The sequence below is a fragment of the Noviherbaspirillum sp. genome (assembly GCF_035944575.1).
GTDB lineage: Bacteria > Pseudomonadota > Gammaproteobacteria > Burkholderiales > Burkholderiaceae_D > Noviherbaspirillum.
On sequence record NZ_DASZBA010000054.1, the window covers coordinates 1 to 20,797 of the forward strand.

Annotated in this window: 10 protein-coding genes and 1 pseudogene; 6 read left to right on the forward strand and 5 right to left on the reverse strand. The window is 61.3% G+C overall.

Annotated features, from left to right (window positions below; genetic code table 11):
- On the reverse strand, positions 1 to 1,260 hold a 1,260-nt coding region (locus VGU61_RS03040; protein WP_326857628.1), incomplete at its 3' end, for a hypothetical protein.
- 965 nt (positions 1,261 to 2,225) lie between these two features.
- Here VGU61_RS03040 and paoA point away from each other — a divergent pair.
- The 3 genes from paoA to VGU61_RS03055 are packed head-to-tail and all read left to right on the forward strand — an operon-like array spanning position 2,226 to position 6,098.
- Positions 2,226 to 2,876 (forward strand): aldehyde dehydrogenase iron-sulfur subunit PaoA, encoded by a 651-nt coding sequence (paoA, locus tag VGU61_RS03045; protein ID WP_414691585.1) that lies wholly within the window; start codon positions 2,226 to 2,228, stop codon positions 2,874 to 2,876.
- On the forward strand, positions 2,873 to 3,811 hold the full coding sequence (locus VGU61_RS03050) for a xanthine dehydrogenase family protein subunit M (RefSeq protein ID WP_326857629.1): 939 nt from the start codon (positions 2,873 to 2,875) through the stop codon (positions 3,809 to 3,811). The genes paoA and VGU61_RS03050 overlap by 4 nt, the downstream gene beginning before the upstream one ends.
- 10 nt (positions 3,812 to 3,821) lie before the next feature.
- Positions 3,822 to 6,098 carry a xanthine dehydrogenase family protein molybdopterin-binding subunit gene (locus VGU61_RS03055; RefSeq protein ID WP_326857630.1) on the forward strand — a complete coding sequence of 759 codons (2,277 nt, stop codon included), beginning with the start codon at positions 3,822 to 3,824 and terminating at the stop codon, positions 6,096 to 6,098.
- 123 nt (positions 6,099 to 6,221) lie between these two features.
- Here VGU61_RS03055 and VGU61_RS03060 read toward each other — a convergent pair whose 3' ends face one another.
- The 4 genes from VGU61_RS03060 to VGU61_RS03075 form a co-directional block, all read right to left on the reverse strand.
- Positions 6,222 to 8,447 (reverse strand): malate synthase G, encoded by a 2,226-nt coding sequence (locus VGU61_RS03060; RefSeq protein ID WP_326857631.1) that lies wholly within the window; start codon positions 8,445 to 8,447, stop codon positions 6,222 to 6,224.
- Between the two features lie 75 nt (positions 8,448 to 8,522).
- Positions 8,523 to 9,212, reverse strand: coding sequence for a haloacid dehalogenase type II (locus tag VGU61_RS03065; RefSeq protein ID WP_326857632.1), 690 nt, complete (start codon positions 9,210 to 9,212; stop codon positions 8,523 to 8,525).
- Positions 9,213 to 9,318: 106 nt separating this feature from the next.
- A complete protein-coding gene (locus VGU61_RS03070; protein ID WP_326857633.1) occupies positions 9,319 to 10,509 on the reverse strand; it encodes a tetratricopeptide repeat protein in 1,191 nt (396 codons plus the stop codon).
- Positions 10,510 to 10,706: 197 nt separating this feature from the next.
- The gene (locus VGU61_RS03075) at positions 10,707 to 11,579 is read right to left on the reverse strand and encodes a DNA ligase (protein ID WP_326857634.1); all 873 of its coding nucleotides are present in this window, start codon (positions 11,577 to 11,579) and stop codon (positions 10,707 to 10,709) included.
- Positions 11,580 to 11,769: 190 nt separating this feature from the next.
- Between VGU61_RS03075 and VGU61_RS03080 the strand changes: the two are divergent.
- The 3 genes and pseudogenes from VGU61_RS03080 (at position 11,770) to VGU61_RS03090 (ending at position 20,485) form a co-directional block, all read left to right on the forward strand.
- Positions 11,770 to 14,873, forward strand: a pseudogene (locus VGU61_RS03080) (type VI secretion system Vgr family protein).
- Between the two features lie 83 nt (positions 14,874 to 14,956).
- On the forward strand, positions 14,957 to 20,089 hold the full coding sequence (locus VGU61_RS03085) for an RHS repeat-associated core domain-containing protein (protein ID WP_326857635.1): 5,133 nt from the start codon (positions 14,957 to 14,959) through the stop codon (positions 20,087 to 20,089).
- A gap of 3 nt (positions 20,090 to 20,092) precedes the next feature.
- Complete coding sequence (locus VGU61_RS03090; protein ID WP_326857636.1) at positions 20,093 to 20,485, forward strand: hypothetical protein; 393 nt, start codon at positions 20,093 to 20,095, stop codon at positions 20,483 to 20,485.
- Positions 20,486 to 20,797: the final 312 nt, after the last annotated feature.

A 20,797-nucleotide genomic window follows, 5' to 3' on the forward strand; every position in this document is an offset into this window, starting at 1 on the left:
CAGCACCATATCGAAGTCGGTTGCGACACTGCCCTTATCCATCGGTACATTGCCTTTGCGGTTCTGGAACCAGCGTAGCCAATCCGCCGAGCCCGGCGCAGGCGAGACCAGATAATTGCCATCCGGCCCGGTGGTGGTCGGCGGATTGGATGTGGCCGGCAACAGGAACGACGGCATGCGCCCGTTCTTCACATCCCATTGCGCGGTGCTGTGGCAGCTCATGCAGGATGAATCCTGCGCGTTCTTGACCAGTTGCTGCTTGCCGCCGACCGTGAAGGCGATGTCGTTCATCGCGCCGTCGTTCGGACCCGAAAGGCGCCCGCCCCATCCGAGGGTTTCGGAACCGTACCGCGGTGCGGCGGGGTTGATCCAGTTTTCGACCAGCGGTGCGGAAGGATTACGCGTGCTGTTGGCCTGCGGATCGTTGCCCCATTGCGCGCCGAGCGGGACCATCTTGTTCCACACGCTGTTGCCTGCGGCGTTCTTGTCGTAGACCAGCGTGGAATACACCCAGCCGGTTTTCGGCGCCGACTTGCTATCCTTGACGATGATGTCGAACTGCATGAAGTAGGTGTTCACCACCTTGGGCGTCTTATAGCCGCCGGTCGTGGCATCGACGGTGATGTACAGCGGCCATGCCTGGCTGCCTTCCATGACCGGCCAGACGGTCGGATCGGCGGTGATGAATGATGCCTTCACGATCAGCGCGCCTTCGGGAAACTGCGTCGACACCGGGGTGATCACCGGCTGCATCGCGGTGGTTTTCCAGACGCGCTGCAAGGTCTGCGCCGCCGTCTTGTCGTAATAGGTCAATACATAGGTCGTCATCGGCTTGGTCAGGCCGCTGGCCTTGAACAGCGATGTATCGAGCATGCCGTTGCCCACGTACATGCCATGAATCGCTTCGCGCTGCGCACCGAGCCACGGCTCGTTGTACCAGCCGCGCTGGGCTGCATTCCAGTTCGCATAGTCTTCGATGAGCACGCGCATATCCTTGCCCACCGCATCTTTCAGCGCCTGTGCATACGCGCCCGCATTCTTCGTGGTGATGAGACCGTTGTTGATGGCGGTGCGCCACGGCATCGCGGGTACCGGCGCTTTCGATGGATAGTTGTGACTCAGTTTGAACAGCGGACCGTTGTATTCGGAGGAGGGCGGAATCTGGCCGTTATTACTGGCGAAAGGGTTGACCGGCGATGCAAACGCGGTGAATGCGAAAAGCGAGCATCCCAAAAAAGCTGACAGGTTTTTATTGATCATGTAGTTATCCCAGGTGAATGCGAAAGCATGTGCTGCCATGTTGATGACGCGTCCGGCACTTCGATGAAGTGGTGATGACGTCGTTATGTCCTGGATCTCGCGGTTTGATTTCCGTTACTGCTGAAAGGCGGGCTCCCGCTGGTAGGGGAGGAACGGCACGTTGACACTCCGTGACGCAGCAGCTAAGGAACAATCTTTTGGATGTTTCCGCAGAGAACCGAAATCAGGTTAGTAAGATTCTTCAGAAGCGCATATCCCATGGACATGGGAACGTAGGCAGTGTGTAAACATGCTTTGCCTACCGGGCGCGACGCAATGAAACCGCAGCCAGAATTCCGGCGCCATTTCGAACGTTGATTGAATGCGTAGGCGAAAAGACGCGCATCCCGCATGCAGGCTGTGATAAACGGCGAGAGTAAAAGTGAAGCACATCGAATGACGTGCTGCCCCAGTGAAAATTGCTGAGCGCGCCAAGTCCTTCAGCGCGGTGCAAGCCGCTGATCGATGCACTGAAAAGTAAATTGATACAACGACGTTCGAGTGTCTGGTACATGCAACGCGGTAGTTCGCGGGTCCGCACAAGCCCGAACTAAGCAATTGGTGATGATGAATCGGATCCGGAAAATGGCAACGCGCCGGTTTCTCTGGGCCGAACCGGGCATTGGTTCAGGGCCTATTGACCCTCACGGCGCTTGATATCGCTGACAGTTTCCAGCTCGAATCATTGCAGGCAAAAATTGAACGCATTCCGGGCCGAAGACTCCATCACATGCCGATTGTGTCTCAAGGTGAACTTCTGCATTTCCGATCAATGTTTGAACGATGCTCATAAGCACTGTTGCACTGTTCTCTTTACCTTGATAGACGGATAGGTCATTGATTGCGCAGTGAGACCTGCTCGCCTCGCATCAGAACGGCAGTCTCGACTGGCTGCATTCTTTCTCGCCAATTTCAGGAGCCACATCATGACCGAGTTCGATCCGTCACGACGGCGCATACTCAAAGCCACAGCGGTGGCAGCCGGCGGCACCGTCACAGCCGTGTCGCATGTTCCGCAGGCCGACGCTGCACCGACCAAGCAGGCACCGCAGCAGGCTTCGCCTGCCTCGGTAAGCATCCTCCTGCGAGTGAACGGTACCGATCATGAAATGATGATCGATCCCCGCATGACCCTGCTCGATACCCTGCGTGAACGGTTGCATCTCACCGGGAGCAAGAAGGGATGCGATCAAGGCCAGTGCGGCGCCTGCACCGTGATTGTCGACGGACGCCGGATCACCTCATGCCTGACGCTCGCCGTCATGCAGCAAGGGCACGACATCACCACCATCGAAGGCCTGGGCACGCCGGCGAATCTGCATCCGATGCAGGCGGCGTTCATCAAGCACGACGGCTATCAGTGCGGCTTCTGTACGCCGGGCCAGATCTGTTCGGCCGTGGCCATGCTCGACGAGGTCAAGGCAGGAATACCGAGCCATGTCACCGATGACCTTACGCAGCGGCCCGGAATGACCGTCGTGGAATTCCGCGAGCGCATGAGCGGCAACATCTGCCGGTGCGGCGCCTATTCCAATATCCAGGATGCCATTGCCGAAGTCGCGGGGGTGAAAGCATGAGGCCCTTCACGTACGAAAGAGCGGCTTCGCCTGCCGAAGCCGCTGCTGCCGCGGCGCGCTCCGCAGAGGCAAGGTTCATCGCAGGCGGCACCAACCTGCTCGACCTCATGAAGCTGCAGATCGAAACCCCGGCGCATCTCATCGACATCAACGACCTGGGGCTCGACAAGATCGAGCCGACGCCGGACGGCGGCCTGCGGATCGGCGCACTGGTGCGCAATACCGACCTTGCCGCACACGAACGCGTGCGGCGCGATTACGCCGTCCTGTCGCGTGCCTTGCTTGCTGGTGCATCGGGCCAGTTGCGCAACCAGGCGACCACTGCCGGCAACCTGCTGCAGCGCACCCGCTGCCCCTACTTCTACGACACTAATCAGCCTTGCAATAAAAGGCAGCCCGGCAGCGGCTGCGGCGCCATTGGCGGTTACAGCCGCCTGCATGCAATTGTCGGCGCCAGCGATTCCTGCATCGCGACCCATCCAAGCGATATGGCCGTCGCCATGCGGGTGCTCGATGCAACGGTCGAGACCGTGCGCCCGAACGGCACGGCGCGCATCATCCCGATTGCCGACTTTCACCGGCTTCCCGGCATTACGCCGCATATCGAAAATGCGCTGGAGCGTGGCGAGTTGATCACCGCCGTCTCGTTGCCCAGGCCGGTCGGCGGCAAGCAGGTTTACCGCAAGGTGCGCGACCGTGCCTCCTATGCATTTGCCCTCGTATCGGTTGCCGCGATCGTGCAGCCGGATGGCACGGGCAGGGTTGCCGTCGGAGGTGTGGCCCATAAGCCATGGCGGATGGAAAGCGTCGAGTCCGCGTTACCGCGCGGTGCGAAGGCGGTCGCCGCGGGTCTTCTCGCCGGCGCACGCACCACGCAGGACAACGCATTCAAGGTTCCGCTGGTGGAACGCACGCTCGCCTCCATCCTCACTTAGGAGAACTTGCATGAAATTCGACTCTCCTGCGACCACCAATCCGATTGACCAACTGAAGGTGGTCGGTCAGCCGGTCGACCGCATCGATGGCCGCCTCAAGACGACTGGCACCGCGCCTTACGCCTATGACCGGTACGACGTGGTCGCGAACCAGGCATACGGTTATGTTGTGGGTTCGGCGATTGCGAAAGGACGCATCGTCTCGATGGATTTGTCCGCCGCCAGGGCGGCTCCCGGCGTCATCACGATCGTCACCGCCCAGAACGCCGGCAAGCTCGGGAAGGGCGATCTCAATGTTGCGCGCTTGCTGGGCGGCCCTGAAGTCCAGCATTACCACCAGGCCATCGCCGTCGTGGTGGCGGATACCTTCGAGCAGGCGCGCGCCGCAGCATCGATGGTGCGGGTGGAATATACCCGTTCGAAGGGCGCATTCGATCTTGCTTCATCCAAGGACAAGGCGGTTGCGGCGGACAGCTTCAGCTCGCCCGGCGCCAGCTCGGTCGGAAACTTCGCGGGCGCATTCGCATCCGCCCCAGTGCAGCTGGATGCGACGTATTCGACCGCGCACGAATCCCACTCCATGCTCGAGCCGCATGCATCGATCGCCGCATGGGAGGGCGACCGGCTGACCTTGTGGACGTCCAACCAGATGATCGCCTGGACGGTCAATGACCTTGCCAAAACCCTGGGCATCCCCAAGGAAAAGGTGCGCGTCATGTCGCCCTACATCGGCGGTGGCTTCGGTGCCAAGCTCTTTCTGCGTTCGGACGCCTTGATGGCAGCCCTGGCGGCGCGCGCGGCCGGGCGTCCGGTCAAGGTGGCGCTGCAGCGCGCCCTGGTACCGAACAACACGGTGCATCGGTCGGCGACGATACAGCGGGTAAGGATCGGCGCCGAGCGGAACGGACAGATCACCGCCATCGGCCATGAGAGCTGGTCCGGCAACCTGCAGGGGGGCGGTCTTGAGGCCGGCGCGATCCAGACTCGATTACTGTATGCGGGCGCCAACCGCATGACGGCGAACCGGCTCGCCGCGCTCGACCTTCCCGAGGCCAATGCCATGCGCGCACCCAATGAAGCGCCCGGCCTGGCGGTGCTGGAAATCGCGATGGACGAGATGGCTGAAAAGCTCAACATGGATCCGATCGAATTCCGCATCAGGAACGACACCCAGGTCGTTCCGGACTATCCGGCCAAACCCGGCTCGAACGATCCGCAGTCCAAGAAACCGGAGCAACAGGATAAGCAGGACAAACCGAACCCGCATCCGCCCTTCTCCAAGCGCCAGCTGGTGCAATGCTTCCAGATCGGTGCCAAGCGTTTCGGGTGGGAGAAACGTAATACGAAGCCGGGACAGGCCCGCGATGGTCAATGGCTCATCGGGATGGGCGTCGCAGCGGCGTTCCGGGACAACCTGGTCACCAAGTCGGCCGCCAGGGTGCGGCTGGACCGGCGTGGCAACCTGACCGTCGAGACCGACATGACGGATATCGGTACCGGCAGCTACACCATCATCGCCCAGACCGCTGCGGAAATGATGGGCCTGCCCCTTGAGAAAGTCACCGTGCGCCTGGGCGATTCCAGCTTTCCGGTGTCGTGCGGCTCCGGCGGCCAGTGGGGCGGCAACAGTTCGACATCCGGCGTGTACGCGGCATGCATGAAGCTGAGAGAGGCGGTCGCGCAGAAGGCGGGATTCAATGCCGCGGATGCCGTCTTCGCCGACGGGCGGATCAGATCGGGTTCACGCGATATCCCGCTTGCCGAAGTGGCGGGCAGCCAGGGCATCGTTGCGGAAGACATGATCGAATTCGGCGACCTCGACAAGAAATACCAGCAATCCACCTTCGGTGCGCACTTTGTGGAGGTGGCGGTCGACGCTGACACGGGGGAGACCCGCGTGCGGCGCATGCTCGCTGTCTGTGCGGCGGGACGCATTCTCAATCCGAAGACGGCACGCAGCCAGGTGATCGGCGCAATGACGATGGGGGTGGGTGCCGCGCTGATGGAGGCGCTGGCCGTGGACACGCGATACGGTTTCTTCGTCAATCATGACCTGGCCGGCTATGAAGTGCCGGTGCATGCGGATATCCCGCACCAGGAAGTCATTTTCCTCGATGAGACCGATCCCATTTCGTCGCCGATGAAAGCCAAGGGGGTCGGCGAGCTCGGCATCTGCGGTATTGCAGCCGCCGTGGCAAATGCGGTCTACAACGCCACCGGGGTTCGTGTGCGTGATTATCCGATCACGCTCGACAAGCTGATCGAGAAAATGCCGCCGGCAGTCTGACCGGTACGTTCAAAAGAAAGAAGAACAGCGGGACCGATGCGTTGGAAGAGTAACCCGGTTCAGCCTGCATGTGCGGGCCGAACCGGGCACGGCGTGCGAGACGCAGTGCTTAAGCTGTGAGGCTTAGCGGTTGGCGGCCTTCACCTTCAGACGCCATGCATGCAGCAACGGCTCGGTGTAGCCGCTCGGCTGCTCCAGCCCCTTCATCACCAGGTCGCGCGCGGCGCGGAACGCATACGACGCCTCGAAATCCGGCGCCATCGGCTTGTAGAACGGATCGTCGTCGTTCTGCGCATCCACCACCTTCGCCATGCGCTGCAGGGTCTCGGTGACCTGCGCTTCGGTCACGATGCCGTGCAGCAGCCAGTTGGCGATGTGCTGGCTGGAGATGCGCAGCGTGGCGCGGTCTTCCATCAGGCCGACGTTGTGGATGTCCGGCACCTTCGAGCAGCCGACGCCCTGGTCGATCCAGCGCACCACGTAGCCGAGGATGCCCTGCGCGTTGTTGTCCAGTTCCTGCTGGATGTCGGCGGCGGACCATTTCGGTTCGGCCGCGACCGGGATCTGCAGCAGGCCGTCGAGCAGGCGCTCGATCTCGGTGTTGGCATCGACCTTCTCCAGTTCCTTCTGGATATCGGCCACGCTAACTTGGTGGTAGTGCAGCGCATGCAATGTCGCGGCGGTCGGCGACGGTACCCAGGCGGTATTGGCGCCGGCCTTCGGATGGGCGATCTTCTGTTCCATCATCGCGGCCATCAGGTCCGGCATCGCCCACATGCCCTTGCCGATCTGCGCGCGTCCGCGCAGGCCGGACGATAGGCCAACCAGCACATTGCTGCGCTCGTAGGACGTCAGCCAGGTGCTGGTCTTCATGTCGCCCTTGCGCATCATCGGGCCGGCATGCATGGCGGTGTGCATTTCGTCGCCGGTGCGGTCGAGGAAGCCGGTGTTGATGAAGGCCACGCGTGCGGCGGCTTCCTTCAGGCACTCCTTCAGATTCACGCTGGTGCGGCGCTCTTCATCCATGATGCCGAGCTTGACGGTGTTGGGCGCCAGGCCGTACATCGATTCCACGCGGCTGAACAATTCGTTTGCGAATGCCACTTCCGCGGGGCCATGCATCTTTGGCTTGACGATGTATACCGAACCGGTGCGCGAGTTGCCGATTTCCTGGTTCTTGTCACGCTTGAGGTCATGCAGCGCGATCGCCACGGTGACGACCGCATCGAGAATGCCTTCCGGAATTTCCTTGCCGTCCTTCATCAGGATGGCCGGGTTCGTCATCAGGTGACCGACATTACGCAGGAACAGCAGCGAGCGGCCATGCAGCGTGACCACGCCGTCCTTCGCATCGGTCGCGCCGACGCCGGCGGTGTACTTGCGATCGCTGTTCAGTGCGCGGGTGAAGGTCTTGCCGCCCTTCGTCACGCTTTCGTTGAGCGTGCCCTTCAAGATGCCGAGCCAGTTGCTGTAGGCGATGACCTTGTCGGCCGCGTCGACGACGGCGACCGAATCTTCCAGGTCGAGAATGGTCGACAGCGCCGACTCGATCACCAGGTCGGCGACGCCGGCGGCATCATCCTTGCCGATGCGGGTGCTGCGGTCGATCTGGATGTCGATATGCAGGCCGTTGTTCTTCAGCAGCACCGATGACGGCGCATCCGCCCCGCCCTGGTAACCGACGAACTTGCCTTCCTCGGCGAGGCCGGTGGTGCTGCCGTCCTGCAGCGTGACCATCAGCTTGTTGCCGGCGACCTTGTAGGCGGTGGCATCGCGATGCGAACCTTTCGCCAGCGGCGCCGCCTGGTCGAGGAAGTTGCGTGCGAAGGCGATCACTTTCGCGCCGCGTACCGGGTTGTAGCCTTCGCCGTTCGCGCCGGCCTTCGTCGCGCCGTCGGTCTCGGGGATCGCATCGGTGCCGTAGAGCGCGTCGTACAGCGAACCCCAGCGGGCGTTGGCCGCGTTCAACGCATAGCGGGCATTCAGGATCGGCACCACCAGCTGCGGACCGGCCTGCAGCGCGAGTTCCGCATCGACGTTGGTCGTCGTGACCTTGACGTCCTTCTGGCGCGGCACGAGGTAGCCGATCTTTTGCAGGAATTCGCGGTAGGCGGGCACATCCTTGATCGGGCCAGGATTGGCGCGATGCCAGTTGTCCAGCTCGACCTGCAGACGGTCACGCTCGGCCAGCAAGGCGGCGTTCTTCGGCGCCAGGTCGTGCACGATGGCATCGAAACCCTTCCAGAAGCCGGCGCTGTCGATGCCGGTGCCCGGCAATACCTTGTCTTCGATAAAGCGGTACAGCGAGGTGGCAACCTGGAGTCCGTTACAGGCGGTGCGTTCAGTCATGGTATGTGTCCTCTTGGTTAGTTATTTGGAATTGCAATAATCATTGGAAACTTGAATCGGCGCTAACCGGTTTTGTCATCCGTTCCGGGCACGGCCTTGTTCGACGAAGGCCAGCAGATCGGTCAGCGAGCGCCCTTCCCCGTGCGGCGTCACGCCCAGTTCCTCCACCGGCGCGCCGGCGCGGTTGACCCAGAAGGTCTTGTAGCCGAACCAGCCGGCGCCGCAGACATCCCAGCAATTGCTGGAAACGAACAAAATATCCCGTGCCGACAGGCCCAGCACATCGACGCCGAGCTGATATGCCTCCGGCGCGGTCTTGAACTTTTTCACGGCGTCGACCGACAGCACATGGTTGAACACCTCGCCCATGCCGGCGGCCTGCACCGCGGCGTCCAGCATGCCGGGGTTGCCGTTGGAGAGGATCGCCAGCCGCAGGTTCATCGATTTCAGCGCCTGCAGCACGGCAAGGTTTTCCGAAAAGGCCTGCAGCCTGGCGTACTGGCCCATCAGCATGTTTTGCGCGTCGACGGTCAGGTCGAGATTCAGCTTGCGACAGGAAAACACCAGCGCATCCTGGGTCACTTCCCAGAACGGCTTGTAGGTGCTGCACAGGGTGCGCAGGCGGGTGTACTCGATCTGCTTGTCGCGCCACAGCTCCGCCAGCGCCGCCCCCTTGCCGGGAAACAGGCGTTCGGCCTGGGCGCCGATCGAATAGACATCGAACAGCGTGCCGTAGGCGTCGAAGATGATGGCTTGGAAGGGCATGGGCGAGCAGGGATTGCCAAGATTGCTCGGGAGTATAGGCAATATAAAAGGCTATAAATGCATGCTTTTATCAAAGCATTTGTGTGTTTTTGTTAAAGATGGTTGTTCATCCCAGGTACACGTACAACCCCTCCACCGGCTGTGCCTGATCGTACCGGATCGGGGCACGGGCAATGTCGTCCACCCTGAAACCGTTCGCCTCGGCCAGCCGCCGGATATACCGCTCCGAATGGGCATAGCGCAGGCTCGGCAGCAATTGCAGGTCGTCGTCGTTCGCCGGCGCTTCGACTGTGAATACAAATCGCCCGCCCGGGGTGAGCAGCCGGCGTATCTCGCGGAAGACGTTCGCCAGGTCGCCCACGTAGATGAAGACATCGGCAGCCATCACGAGGTCGACCTGGCCTTGCGCGGATTCCAGGTAGGAACCGATGTCGGCGTGGACCAGCTCGCGATAGATGCCGAGCTGCCGTGTCTGATCCAGCATCGCCTGCGAGATGTCGACGCCGTCGAGCACATCAACGAGGGGTCGGATGAGCGGGCCGCACAGGCCGGTGCCGCAGCCGAGGTCCAGAGCGTGGCGGAACCGGCGGCCTTCATCGACGAGCGGGCGCAGCAGGCGCTCATAGCCCTGGTAGCGCAACTTGCCGACGACGTGGTCCTGGAATTCCGCTGCGTAATCATCGAAGAGCGATTCGACATACCGGCGTGGCGGAGGCGGGGGCGTGGCCGTTCCTTTCACTGAGGCAAGGTAGTAGCCGGTCAGTTCGGAATCGGCGCCGAGGACGAGCGCTTTTTCGAAGCATTTGGCGGCTTCATCGAGCTGGTGCAATTCGCGCAGCAGGCTACCCCGCGCGCTCCAGGCGTCGGCATGCTGCGGGTCGGCAGCGACGGCGCGGTCGAAGGTTTGCAATGCTTCGGGAGCGCGTCCGAGGCGCAGCAGGCATTGGCCCTTGTGAACGAGTAGGTCGGCTTTTTGCGGTAATAGCTCGCTTGCCTTGTCGAGGGCGTCGACCGCGTCCTGCCAGCGGGAGCGGCCCGCTTGGGCGAGGCCGAGGCAGGTCCAGGCGTCGGCATAGGCGGGGTCGGCGGCGGTGGCTTGTTGCAGCAGCGGGACGGCTTCGTCGAGGCGGCGCAGGTGGAAGAGGGTGATGCCGAGGTTGCCAAGCACCGAAGGGCGGCCGGGCGCGTGGGCGAGCGATGCTTCAAATGCGGCGCGGGCAGGTTCGAGGCGGCCGGCTTCGAAGTGTTCGATGCCCTGGAAGAAGTGCTTGCGGGCTTCGTCGAGGTTGGAAGTCATGGGGTGTGAGGGACGGGATTGAGTTGGAGGGATATTGTAGTGGTGGGAGGGGATGGAGAGAACGATGGAAGTGGGTGTGCATGGGTGGAAATATGTTCTTTACGCTCGCCCCTACCACCCCAACCCTTCCCCTTACAGAGGGAAGGGACCGCTCTTCGATGATTTTGGCTAGGCTTGCAGTAAGAACCGTCCAATCTTTACTCGTGTTCCCGCACCCGAAGGAAACTCGCAAACCGCGGCAAGCCGGTGCCGGTCATTTCCCGGTAGCGATATGTGACGGTGCTGCCGATCGCCGGAGGCTGCCGCCGCTGGGCATCCGTAAAGCCGGTGCCGAGGCGGAAGCGCCGGCCTTCCGGAGTCATGACGACGAGGGCGCCGAGCATACCGCGGTATTTTCCCTGCCCTTCCTCATGGGCCACGACGGTCGCTTCGGCATCGTGTTGCGGTTTCATTTTCAGCAAAACATCCGAACGCCCGGTCTGCCACATGGCGTCGGCGCGATGCAGCATCAGGCCTTCGCCGCCGTCGCGCACCACAAGGGCGAGTTTGCGCTTCAGGGTTGCATGGTCCTTCACGCGGACCTGCGGCAGGACTTGCAGCCATGGCACGGCGGCGTTTGCGGCGATGGTTTGCAGGCGGGCGATGCGTTCGCTGAAGCTGCCTTCGCCGCCGGGCAATTCATAGAGGTGATAGACGACCTCTTTCCATTCCGCGTCGACCGGTTCCTGCCGGCGCACGGCGGCGGACAGGCGTTCGAAGCTGCGGCGGCCCATCCAGAGTTCGCCGTCCAAACCCTGTGCGGGAAAAGGCGCGGTGAACCATGCGGGCGCGTGGATTTGTCGGCCGCTGCGGAACCGCAGCTGGGTGCCATCCCAGTAGGCGCGCACGCCGTCGAGTTTTTCGCTGATGAGATAGTCGGCAGGATCATGAATTTCTGCAAAATGCTTCGCCAGGAGAAGCGGCGGTGCGGTCGTGCCGGACGCAACTACCGGCACGGGCGCTTGCAGGGCACCGCCCAACAACAAAAGAACGGCAAGGCGGCGTAGCGGAGGAAGGAGGGCAAATTTCATGGCGGGGTGCATGGATTAAGAAAGACGATCAGTTTAATTGCTTTTTTAACAATTCTATTTTAATGTCTCACGCCTTGATTTGTTGCATAAAAAGCAAATGATTGTTTCCCCTTCCGTTGCTCCGCTTGCAGAACTTCTTTCGCCCGCTTTCGCTTTCAATCAGGCAGACAGACTACTGACGCTTGCCTTCATGTCCGGCTCCGGCATCGACGACAACATTTTGCTGCCGCATGAATTGACCGGACGTGAAGCCATCAACGAGGGCTTTACCTTCACCCTCACTTGCCTGTCCAGCGACGCCTTCCTCGAACTGAAGACATTTATCGGCGTTCCGATCCAGCTTGCCGTCCTGACCGATAACGGCGACCACCGCGCCATCTGCGGCATCGTTACCCATGCCGAGCACGCCGGCAGCGACGGCGGCTTCAGTCGTTATGTATTGACCCTGCAGGATCCGTTTGCCGTGCTGGCGCTGCGCATTAACAGCCGTGTATTCCAGGACTTGTCTGTACGCCAATTTACATCCGTGCTTCTGCAGGAACATCGCCAGAACAATGCCGTACTTGCCGCCTGTTTCGCGCTCGACGACCGCTGCATCAGCCAGCATCCCTCGCAGCCCTGGGTCACGCAGTACAACGAATCCGACGCCGGCTTCCTGTCGCGCTGGCTTGCACAAGAAGGCATTGCCTGGTATTTCGAACATGGCGAGTCAGCCCATCCCGGCGAACAGCCGAAACTTACCCTGGTACTGTTTGACGACGTATCGATGCTCGATGCCGCATCCGCGGGCAAGGCAAGGTTTCACCGCAGCGATGCAACGGAGGATGAAGACGCGATCACCGAGTGGCGGGCCATGCGCGCGCTGCAGCCTGGCGGCACGATGCGGGCAAGCTATGAATACAAGAACGATGTCACCAACACGCAGTACGACCAGGCGAGCAACGATCAGGGACACTTTGGCACGATACTGGCAGGCACGCTGGAAGACTATCGCTACGACTCTCACCACAGCGCCGATGGCGATGATGACTATGCACGCTACGGAAAGCTGCGTATCGGCGCGCATGACTATGCCGGCAAACTGTTCAGCGGCACCGGCACCCACCGTGAACTGGTGACAGGAAGGCATTTCGAACTCAGCGATCACCCGGTCCACGACCAGGATGCGCAGGAAGACCGGCAATTCACCGTCATCCGCCAGAACCTGTATGCACGCAACAATCTGCCGGACGACATGCGGGAGGTCCGAACATTCTTCGCCTTGCCCGATGACACACTTATTCCGCAGGAAAAGACACCGGCAACGCAATCCGTCTACCGCACCCGCTTCGACGCGGTGCGCAAACATATTTCCATCATTCCCGCCTTCAGCAATACGGAACTTGCCAAGCCGGTCGCGCCGTCACTGATGACCGCAACCGTCGTCGGTCCGCCCGGCGAGGAAATCCACACCGATGCCCTCGGTCGCATCAAGGTGCGCATGCCCTTCACCCGCATACAGGATCAGCGACATGCCGAAGGTGCGGGCGCGACTGGCTCGGACCGCGACTCGGTGTGGATCCGCGTTGCCCAGCGCTGGAATGGCAAGGAATACGGCCATGTGTGGATTCCAAGGATTGGCGACGAGGTACTCATTAATTTTATTCAAGACGACATCGACCGCCCCATCGTCACCGCCAGTGTCTACAACGGCACCCACCGTCCCGCCACCTTCAGCGATGCCGGCAACCTGCCCGGCAACAAGACCCTGTCCGGCATCAAGAGCAAGATGGTCAAGGGCAGCGGCCACAACGAGATCGTCTGGGACGACTCCACCGCCGAGCAGCGCATCCGGGTGGCCACCGACCATGCCAACAGCGCGCTCAATCAGGGTTTCCTGGTGCACCCGAGAGTGGGCGGCAAGGGCGAGCCACGGGGCGAAGGGTTTGAGCTGCGCAGCGACGACTATGGCGCGATACGGGCCGGCAAGGGCTTGCTGGTCAGCACCGATGTGCGGGAAAACGCCCGCAGCACACACATGGACAGCAAGGAACTGACCACGCAACTGAAGGGTGCGCTGGAGCTGTCGACGGTATTGTCGGATGCGGCGAAGGACCACCATGCCGACCTGCTGGAGGTCAATGAAGAAGCACAGCGCCTGCTGCAGGTGGCAGAGAAGACCTACAGCCAGAGCGGCGGCACCGGGCAAAAGGCAGAGGTGGCCGGGTATGGCGAGCCGGTGATGGCGTTTTCCAGTCCGGCCGGCATTCTCAGCGCCACACCGAAGACGCAGCAGATCACCGCAGGCGAGAACATCCACATATCCAGCCAGAAGGACACGAACATCGCCATTGGCAAGCGGCTGGCGATGGCATCAAAGAGTCGTGGAGCGTGTTCGTGGCGACGTCGGGCATCAAGCTCTTTGCCGGCAAGGGCAAGGTGCAGATCCAGGCGCAGAACGATGCTTTCGAAGCGACCGCACGCAAGGATGTGAAAGTGTTCTCGGTTGACGGCACCATCGAGATATCGACGCCGCATGACCTGACGCTGACCGCGGGCGGCTGCCAGATCAAGATGCACAACGGCACCATCGACATCAAGGCGCCGGGTCCGGTGAACATTCATGGCTCGATCAAGAACCTGACAAATCCGGCGAGCGGCAGCTTCAGCGGCGCGTTGCCGGCGGTGCCGATGAAGAAGGGGGATGTCGAGCTCAGGCACTTCTACGACAACGACGACGAACCGATCAAGGGCGCGAAGTACCGGGCTGTTCTAGCCGACGGCAGCATCCGCACCGGCGTTCTGGATGGTGCAGGCAAGGCCGTCTTGTCCGGGGTTCCGAAAGGCGGCATACAGGTCGCCTATGGCGTCGATCCGCGCAAGTTCGAGGAAAAGAAAGACTGGTACAGGATCAAGGACGACACCGGCTACGAACCCACCGAGTTCATGAAAAAGCTGCAGGAAAGCTTCGCAGCCGGAGCACCGAATGACGTCATCGGCGATGCCGGCAAAGCGGCAGCGGCGGCGGCGGCGGCCGGCACCGTCGGCGGTATCGCCGCCGCTGCGAAAGCGGCTTCCTCCATCGCCTCCGGCGCCGATGCACTCAAGGCAGCTGCCGTGGCCGGCGTCTCCGGCCTCGCCGGCAAGGCAGCCGACGCACTCGGCGCGACGGAAAAGGTCGCCGCGGCAGCCACGGCCGCATCCGTTCTGCGATCCGGCCCCGAGGCGCTCAAGGCGGCGGCAACCGAAGAGGCCGGCAGGCTGGCCGGCAATGCGGCCTCCTCGCTCGCGCAGAACATCAACAAGCCGAACTAACAAGCGCAACAAACACAGCGTGTGCCCGCTGCCCGCAAGAGGCGGCGCGGCGTCGCCGACAACATCAGGGAAAACATTTCATCATGGCAGGCACGTCCACACTGATCATTCCTCCCACGCCGCACATCATCACGGCGGCCGCCAATCTGGATCTCAATAGTTCAAACAAGCTATCGGGCGAGGTCGTGACGGACATCTACCATGTGCTCTCCGAATGGATCAACAGCATCATCCGTGTCCGGGTCTCGCCCGATCTGCTGCGCACGGTGGTCCAGAGCAGCCCGGGACTCGGCACGGCGCTGGCCGCCTATGACGTCGTCGTCGACGTCAAGGATCTGGCCTCGCGCAACGAGGCTGAGAAGAAATGGGGGTACGAGCTGCCGCAGAACTGGCTCACGCTCGCCATCGACCTCATCGGCTTCGCCCCTGGCATCGGCGGCACCGTCAAGGGATTCAAGCCGGCCCTGACCATGCTGTGCAACAAGCGCGGCAATTACGACCTCGTGCGCCAGCATCTGGTCGCCATCGGCATGGGCAATGCCATCGACAAGCTCACCGAAGTCGCCGAAGCCGAGATGCCGGCATGGCCGGACAAATTCGGCAAGAAGTTCGATAGCGTCGTCGGCGGTCTGCAGGGCGGCATCCACAGCATGGCCAAGGGCAGCGGCGCCATCAGGACGGTGCAGAGCATGGCGCAATGGCTGGGCGTCACCGACCCGGTGAAAGCGGTCGATACGCTGCTCTACAACACCCGCAAGGATGCGCCGGCATGGCTGAAGCTGGCGGTGATGGGCGATCCGGGCAAAGGCATCGACGGCCTGCAGCCGCTGGTATTGAAATTCGTCCGCCACGGCAAGGTCCAGGTGCCGGTCGGCAAATCTGCCAAGGCACCAAAGCACGCCCAGGAAAACCAGAACCGCGAGCGCCCGCGCAACGCCGCCAGCGGCACGAACAACGAACACGTGCACGACAGCAACGAGCAGTTCGCCACCCGCAACCGCCGCGTCATGGGCACGCAGGACCGGGAAGCGCCGAACGAATGCTGCCCCAAGAACCAGGCAGCCAAGGGCAAGAGCGCCAAGACCGGACGGCCGGTGCACATCGCCACCGGCCAGGAAGTGCTGTACCAGGCCGACTTCACCGTGCCAGGCCTGGTCCCGGTCGATTTCACCCGCTGCTACCGCTCCTCGCATGCGCCCTACGACGACGGCCCGCTCGGCGCACGCTGGACCTCGCCCTACACCACCGCCATCACCCAAACCCGCGACAGCCTGGTCTACCACGATGCCACCGGCCGCAACGTTGCCCTGCCGTTATTAGCGATTGGCGAGGAACACGATGTGCCGTTCGAGAGCTTCACCCTCCGGCGCGATTCCGCCGCCGCCATCACGATCACCTACCGCAGCGGCGACCACGACCTGTTCCGCACCGACGGCCAGCTCCGGCGCGACGCCGACGGCAACACTGCCATCCGCTATGGGCTATGCGCCCAGCACACCCTGGCCGGCCCGGTGCTGCACATCCTGCCCGTTGCCGAAGCGCGCAGCCGCTTCCAGGCGTTGCCGATCGCCGCCAGCCTCGATCCGCATGCGCTGCTGGTCATCACCGACGGCGCGCAGCTCTGGCTGCAATGCCTGCCGGCCGATGCCGGCCACTTCGCCGCCGACAGCCCCGCCACAAGGAAGGCCGTCAGCGACCTCGCCGACCTGCATGCCGCCAACGCGCAAGCCGGCATCGCCCATGTCGCCAGTAGCGACGCCCATACCCACCCTGCCGCCTGGCGCACCCAGCTCGCCGGCAAGATCGGCAGCATCGTCCAGCTCCTGCCCGACGGCAGCCGCCACACCCATGTGCAGTACCGCTACAGCCCGGCGCTCGACGCCGCCGGCAATGCACTCCTTGACGAACTCGACCTCGTCGAGCAGCGCGATGCCATGGACCAGGCCCGCGCCTATGCGTATGCCTCCCCCGTCGGCCCGCACCTGCTGACCCGCTACACCGATTACAACGGCTTCGGCCATAACCTCACCTGGCATGCCGATACAGATTGGGCGCCCTTCCCGGTGCGCTGCATCCGCACCGTCGCCGACAACGGCAGCGAAGACACCCGCCTCCTCTACCGTCCCGAGCGCTTCGAGACCGGGGTCGTCACCCCCGAGGGCGTGCATGCCGTCTACCAGTACAACTGCCGCAACCTCATCGTCTCGGTGCTGACCCTGCGCGACGACGACCACCACCTGCTGGAGCAGCGACTGTGGGACGGGCGCGGCAACCTCGTGCGCGAAATCGATGCCGAGGGCCGCACCACCCGCTATGCCTACGATGAGCGCGACAACCTCATCGCCGTCACCGATGCCGCCGGCGCCACCACCCGCTATGCCTACGACGGCGCCAACCGTCCGCTGCAGATCACCGACCCGGCCGGCAAGGTCTGGCTGCGCCGGTACGATGCTTGCGGCAACCTCACCGCCCAGACCGACCCGGCCGGCCATACCAGCGCCTATGCCTACAACGACCTCGGCCAGCTCACCGCCATCCGGGACGCCAAAGGCGGCACCACCGCGCTGGCCTACAACGGCGCCGGCCAGCTCGTGTCCCACACCGACTGCTCCGGCAGGACCACCCGCTACAGCTACACCGCGCTCGGCCACCTTGCCGCCAGCACCGACGCCGCCGGCCACACCACCCGCTACGAGCACGACCGCCTCGGCCAGGTCATTGCCGCCGTGCATGCCGACGGCAGCCAGACCCGTTACGGCTACGATGCCCTTGGCAACATCGACCGCATCACCGATGCCGCCGGCCACACCACCCGTTTCACCTATACCCCGCAGGGCCAGCTCGCCGGCCGCACCGATGCCAACGGCCATACGCTGGCCTACCGCTACAACGCCGCGCTGCAGCTGGTGCGCCTGACCAACCAGAACGGCGAGTCGTACGAATTCCGCTATGACGACCAGGGCGCGCTGGTGCGGGAAAGCGGCTTCGACGGCAAGGTCACCGAATATGCGTACAACGACGGCGGCCAGCTGATCGAGTCGCGCAGCGGCAACATCCGCATCGAGTACGACCGCGACGATCTTGGCCGGCTTGTTGCCAAGCGGGTGTGCCGCAGGGACGATCCGGTGCATGTGGTGACGACGCAGTACCGGTATGACGTGCTGGGGCGGCTGCAATCGGTGACGGCGCCGCATGCGACGCACCGCTACAGCTACGACGATGCCGGGCATCTCGTCAGTGAAGAGCAGCGCGTATCGATCCGGTATGGTGGCGACCGGCTGACCGGAAAGGGATACCGGACGGTGGAGCGGGTGTTCACCTTGGTGCACGAGGTGGATGAACTCGGCAACCGCATCGAAACAACCTTGCCCAACGGACGCAAAGTCACCACGCAGCGCTACGGCAGCGGTCACTGGATCGGCACGCTGTGGAATGGCAATCCGCTGGTGGATCTGGAGCGGGATGAGCTGCACCGGGAGCGGGTGCGGCAGTTAGGCGGCAAGGCGATGATGCAGGCGCGCAGCTATGATCCGCTGTCAAGGTTAAAGAGCATGAAGCTCGATCGTGCCGGCGCGCTATTGTCGGCACGGAACTTCAGCTATGACGCAGCCGGCAACCTGACAAAGATCGACGACAGCCATCGCGACAGGATCAGCTATGAATACGATCCGCTCGGGCAACTTCTTAAGTCGGCGCAGCCAGGGCTGACCGAAACCTTTACCTTCGACCCGGCCGGCAACCTCACCGACGGTTCACCGCAAAAGAGCACAAGAGCCAACACGGCAGGCATTGACCACAAGGAGTGGCAAGAGGGATTGGAGTATCTGACCGAACAGCCGCATCCGGATACGGTCAAGCGCCCAAAGCTGGCACCGGTGACGCACAACCTGTTGAAGCAGTATCTCGGCATGACGTTCGATCATGATGAACAAGGCAACACGGTGCGCAAGATCGTCAAGGGCAAAGATGGCGAACAGCCGTATGCGCTGACCCTGCATTACGATGGCGAGAACCGCCTGGTGAAAGCGGTCAGGCCGCAGGGCGACACGACGGTTGAAGCGGAATATCGCTACGATGCGTTTGGCAGGCGCATTGCCAAGATGGTCAGTACGATGAAGCAGGCCAAGGCCACTGGCACCTATGGCGGATCGGGCAGGATGGAAAAGGTGAGCGAGGAAGTGACCTTCTTCGTCTGGGATGGCGATACGCTGGTGCAGGAGGTGCAGCAGGACAATACGGTGACGTACCTGTACGAGCCCGACAGCTTCGTGCCGCTGGCGCAGGTGCATAGCAATACGCCGGACAGTTTCTACGCGCCGGAAGAGGCGGCGAAGAAGCAGGCTGAATACGAGCAGCATGAAGCGCAGAAGGAGCAGGAAGCCGAGAACCTGAAGTGGCTGAAGGTCACCGATGCGGCGGCATACGAGCAGGCGGTCAAAACGATCAACGAGCGTGATGAAGAAGAACGGCAGCAGGCGTTCAAGCGGCTGGAGGAGCAAGCGCAAAGTGACCGCATCTACTGCATCAACACCGACCATCTCGGCACGCCGCAGGAAGTCGTCAGCAGCGATGGCAAGGTGGTATGGCTGGCGCGGTACAAGGCATGGGGACGGGTCGACAGGCTGGACAAGGCAGAGGTGCGTCAGCCGCTGCGGTTCCAAGGGCAGTATGAGGATGAAGAAACAGGCCTCTACTACAATCGGCATCGTTACTACGATCCGGATACAGCGCGGTATCTAACGCAAGACCCAATTGGACTTACTGGTGGCGATAACCTTTATCAGTACGTGTCTAATTCGACCGCATGGATCGATCCTTTAGGTCTTGCAGGAAACAGGGCTAATCGGAGAGCAGGTGGCATATTGCAAAACATTGATGCAAGAGGCGGTGGTCATGCTTACTCACGTCATGGCACTGGCACAACGATGCTGCAGCAGGAACATCGATCTTTGACTGGAATCCCACCAGACAACCCTTGCCCAAGAAGGCCACGCCCAGTAGATTCAACAAGATTTTTAACTAATGTAGATCAACTCGATGCAATACAGCGTGGTACCAAAATCATGGATGCAAATGGAACAGATACTGCAACTTTTGATATGGGAAGAGTTGTAGGTGAGGGATATCGTGCTGGAGGCGGATGCCCTCAAATTACATCAAGAGTGACGGTCGTTAGACGTAATGCAAACATCATTACAGCATACCCACAACTATAGACAATGATAGAAATTAACTTTAACTACATACATCAACTTCATCACTTCCTTCTGTCGAGGACAGATGATGAATTAGATTTCTTTTTCATCAATGAGAAAGCATCAAGGAATCACATTTATCAAGAAATGCGGAATGAGTTCCAAAAATTTGGTCCGGTGAGCAAAAAAAAGACACTCGATGCCTTGGAATATATTTGGGCGACAAAGAATATATCTAAATATTGGCGTTACATCTTGCCTCAAGAAATCCCACTGGATGAAGTAGAAAACAAACAGCAATTTTTACATGATCTCTTTGTCACATTGGCCGGGCGTGAGCCGGACTCAGCATTCGATATTTGCAATTCAAAGATTGTTGATGCCGTTGGTCCGTACGGATTGAATATTAAAGATTAGCAGTGCACCGCTAAGGACAAAGCTTGTGAGGGGCATGTACCTGGTGTAGGAAATGCAAAGTATTTCCGAGACCCAAAGACGGCGCTTGGTACTCAGTCTACCAGACGGGACACGGGGGAAGCGCGTTTAAACAATTTGAGCAAAAGGGCAATGCACTTCATCATACGTTTGATTTGGATGAATTCGGTGACCGAATGGGAAAACATAAGGGGGAAGCTGGAAAAACGGTCGACCTCAAATCGCTTAAATGCAAGGATGCGAAACCATGATTAGATTCGCAGAGAAATTTATCAAGTTATGTTTGAGCCAGGA

What these genes read in the sequence shown, in the direction of transcription:
- paoA (WP_414691585.1), top strand. Translation starts at nt 2,226, where the DNA reads ATGACCGAGTTCGATCCGTCACGACGGCGCATACTCAAAGCCACAGCG.
- VGU61_RS03050 (WP_326857629.1), top strand. Translation starts at nt 2,873, where the DNA reads ATGAGGCCCTTCACGTACGAAAGAGCGGCTTCGCCTGCCGAAGCCGCT.
- VGU61_RS03055 (WP_326857630.1), top strand. Translation starts at nt 3,822, where the DNA reads ATGAAATTCGACTCTCCTGCGACCACCAATCCGATTGACCAACTGAAG.
- VGU61_RS03060 (WP_326857631.1), bottom strand. Translation starts at nt 8,447, where the DNA reads ATGACTGAACGCACCGCCTGTAACGGACTCCAGGTTGCCACCTCGCTG.
- VGU61_RS03065 (WP_326857632.1), bottom strand. Translation starts at nt 9,212, where the DNA reads ATGCCCTTCCAAGCCATCATCTTCGACGCCTACGGCACGCTGTTCGAT.
- VGU61_RS03070 (WP_326857633.1), bottom strand. Translation starts at nt 10,509, where the DNA reads ATGACTTCCAACCTCGACGAAGCCCGCAAGCACTTCTTCCAGGGCATC.
- VGU61_RS03075 (WP_326857634.1), bottom strand. Translation starts at nt 11,579, where the DNA reads ATGAAATTTGCCCTCCTTCCTCCGCTACGCCGCCTTGCCGTTCTTTTG.
- VGU61_RS03085 (WP_326857635.1), top strand. Translation starts at nt 14,957, where the DNA reads ATGGCAGGCACGTCCACACTGATCATTCCTCCCACGCCGCACATCATC.
- VGU61_RS03090 (WP_326857636.1), top strand. Translation starts at nt 20,093, where the DNA reads ATGATAGAAATTAACTTTAACTACATACATCAACTTCATCACTTCCTT.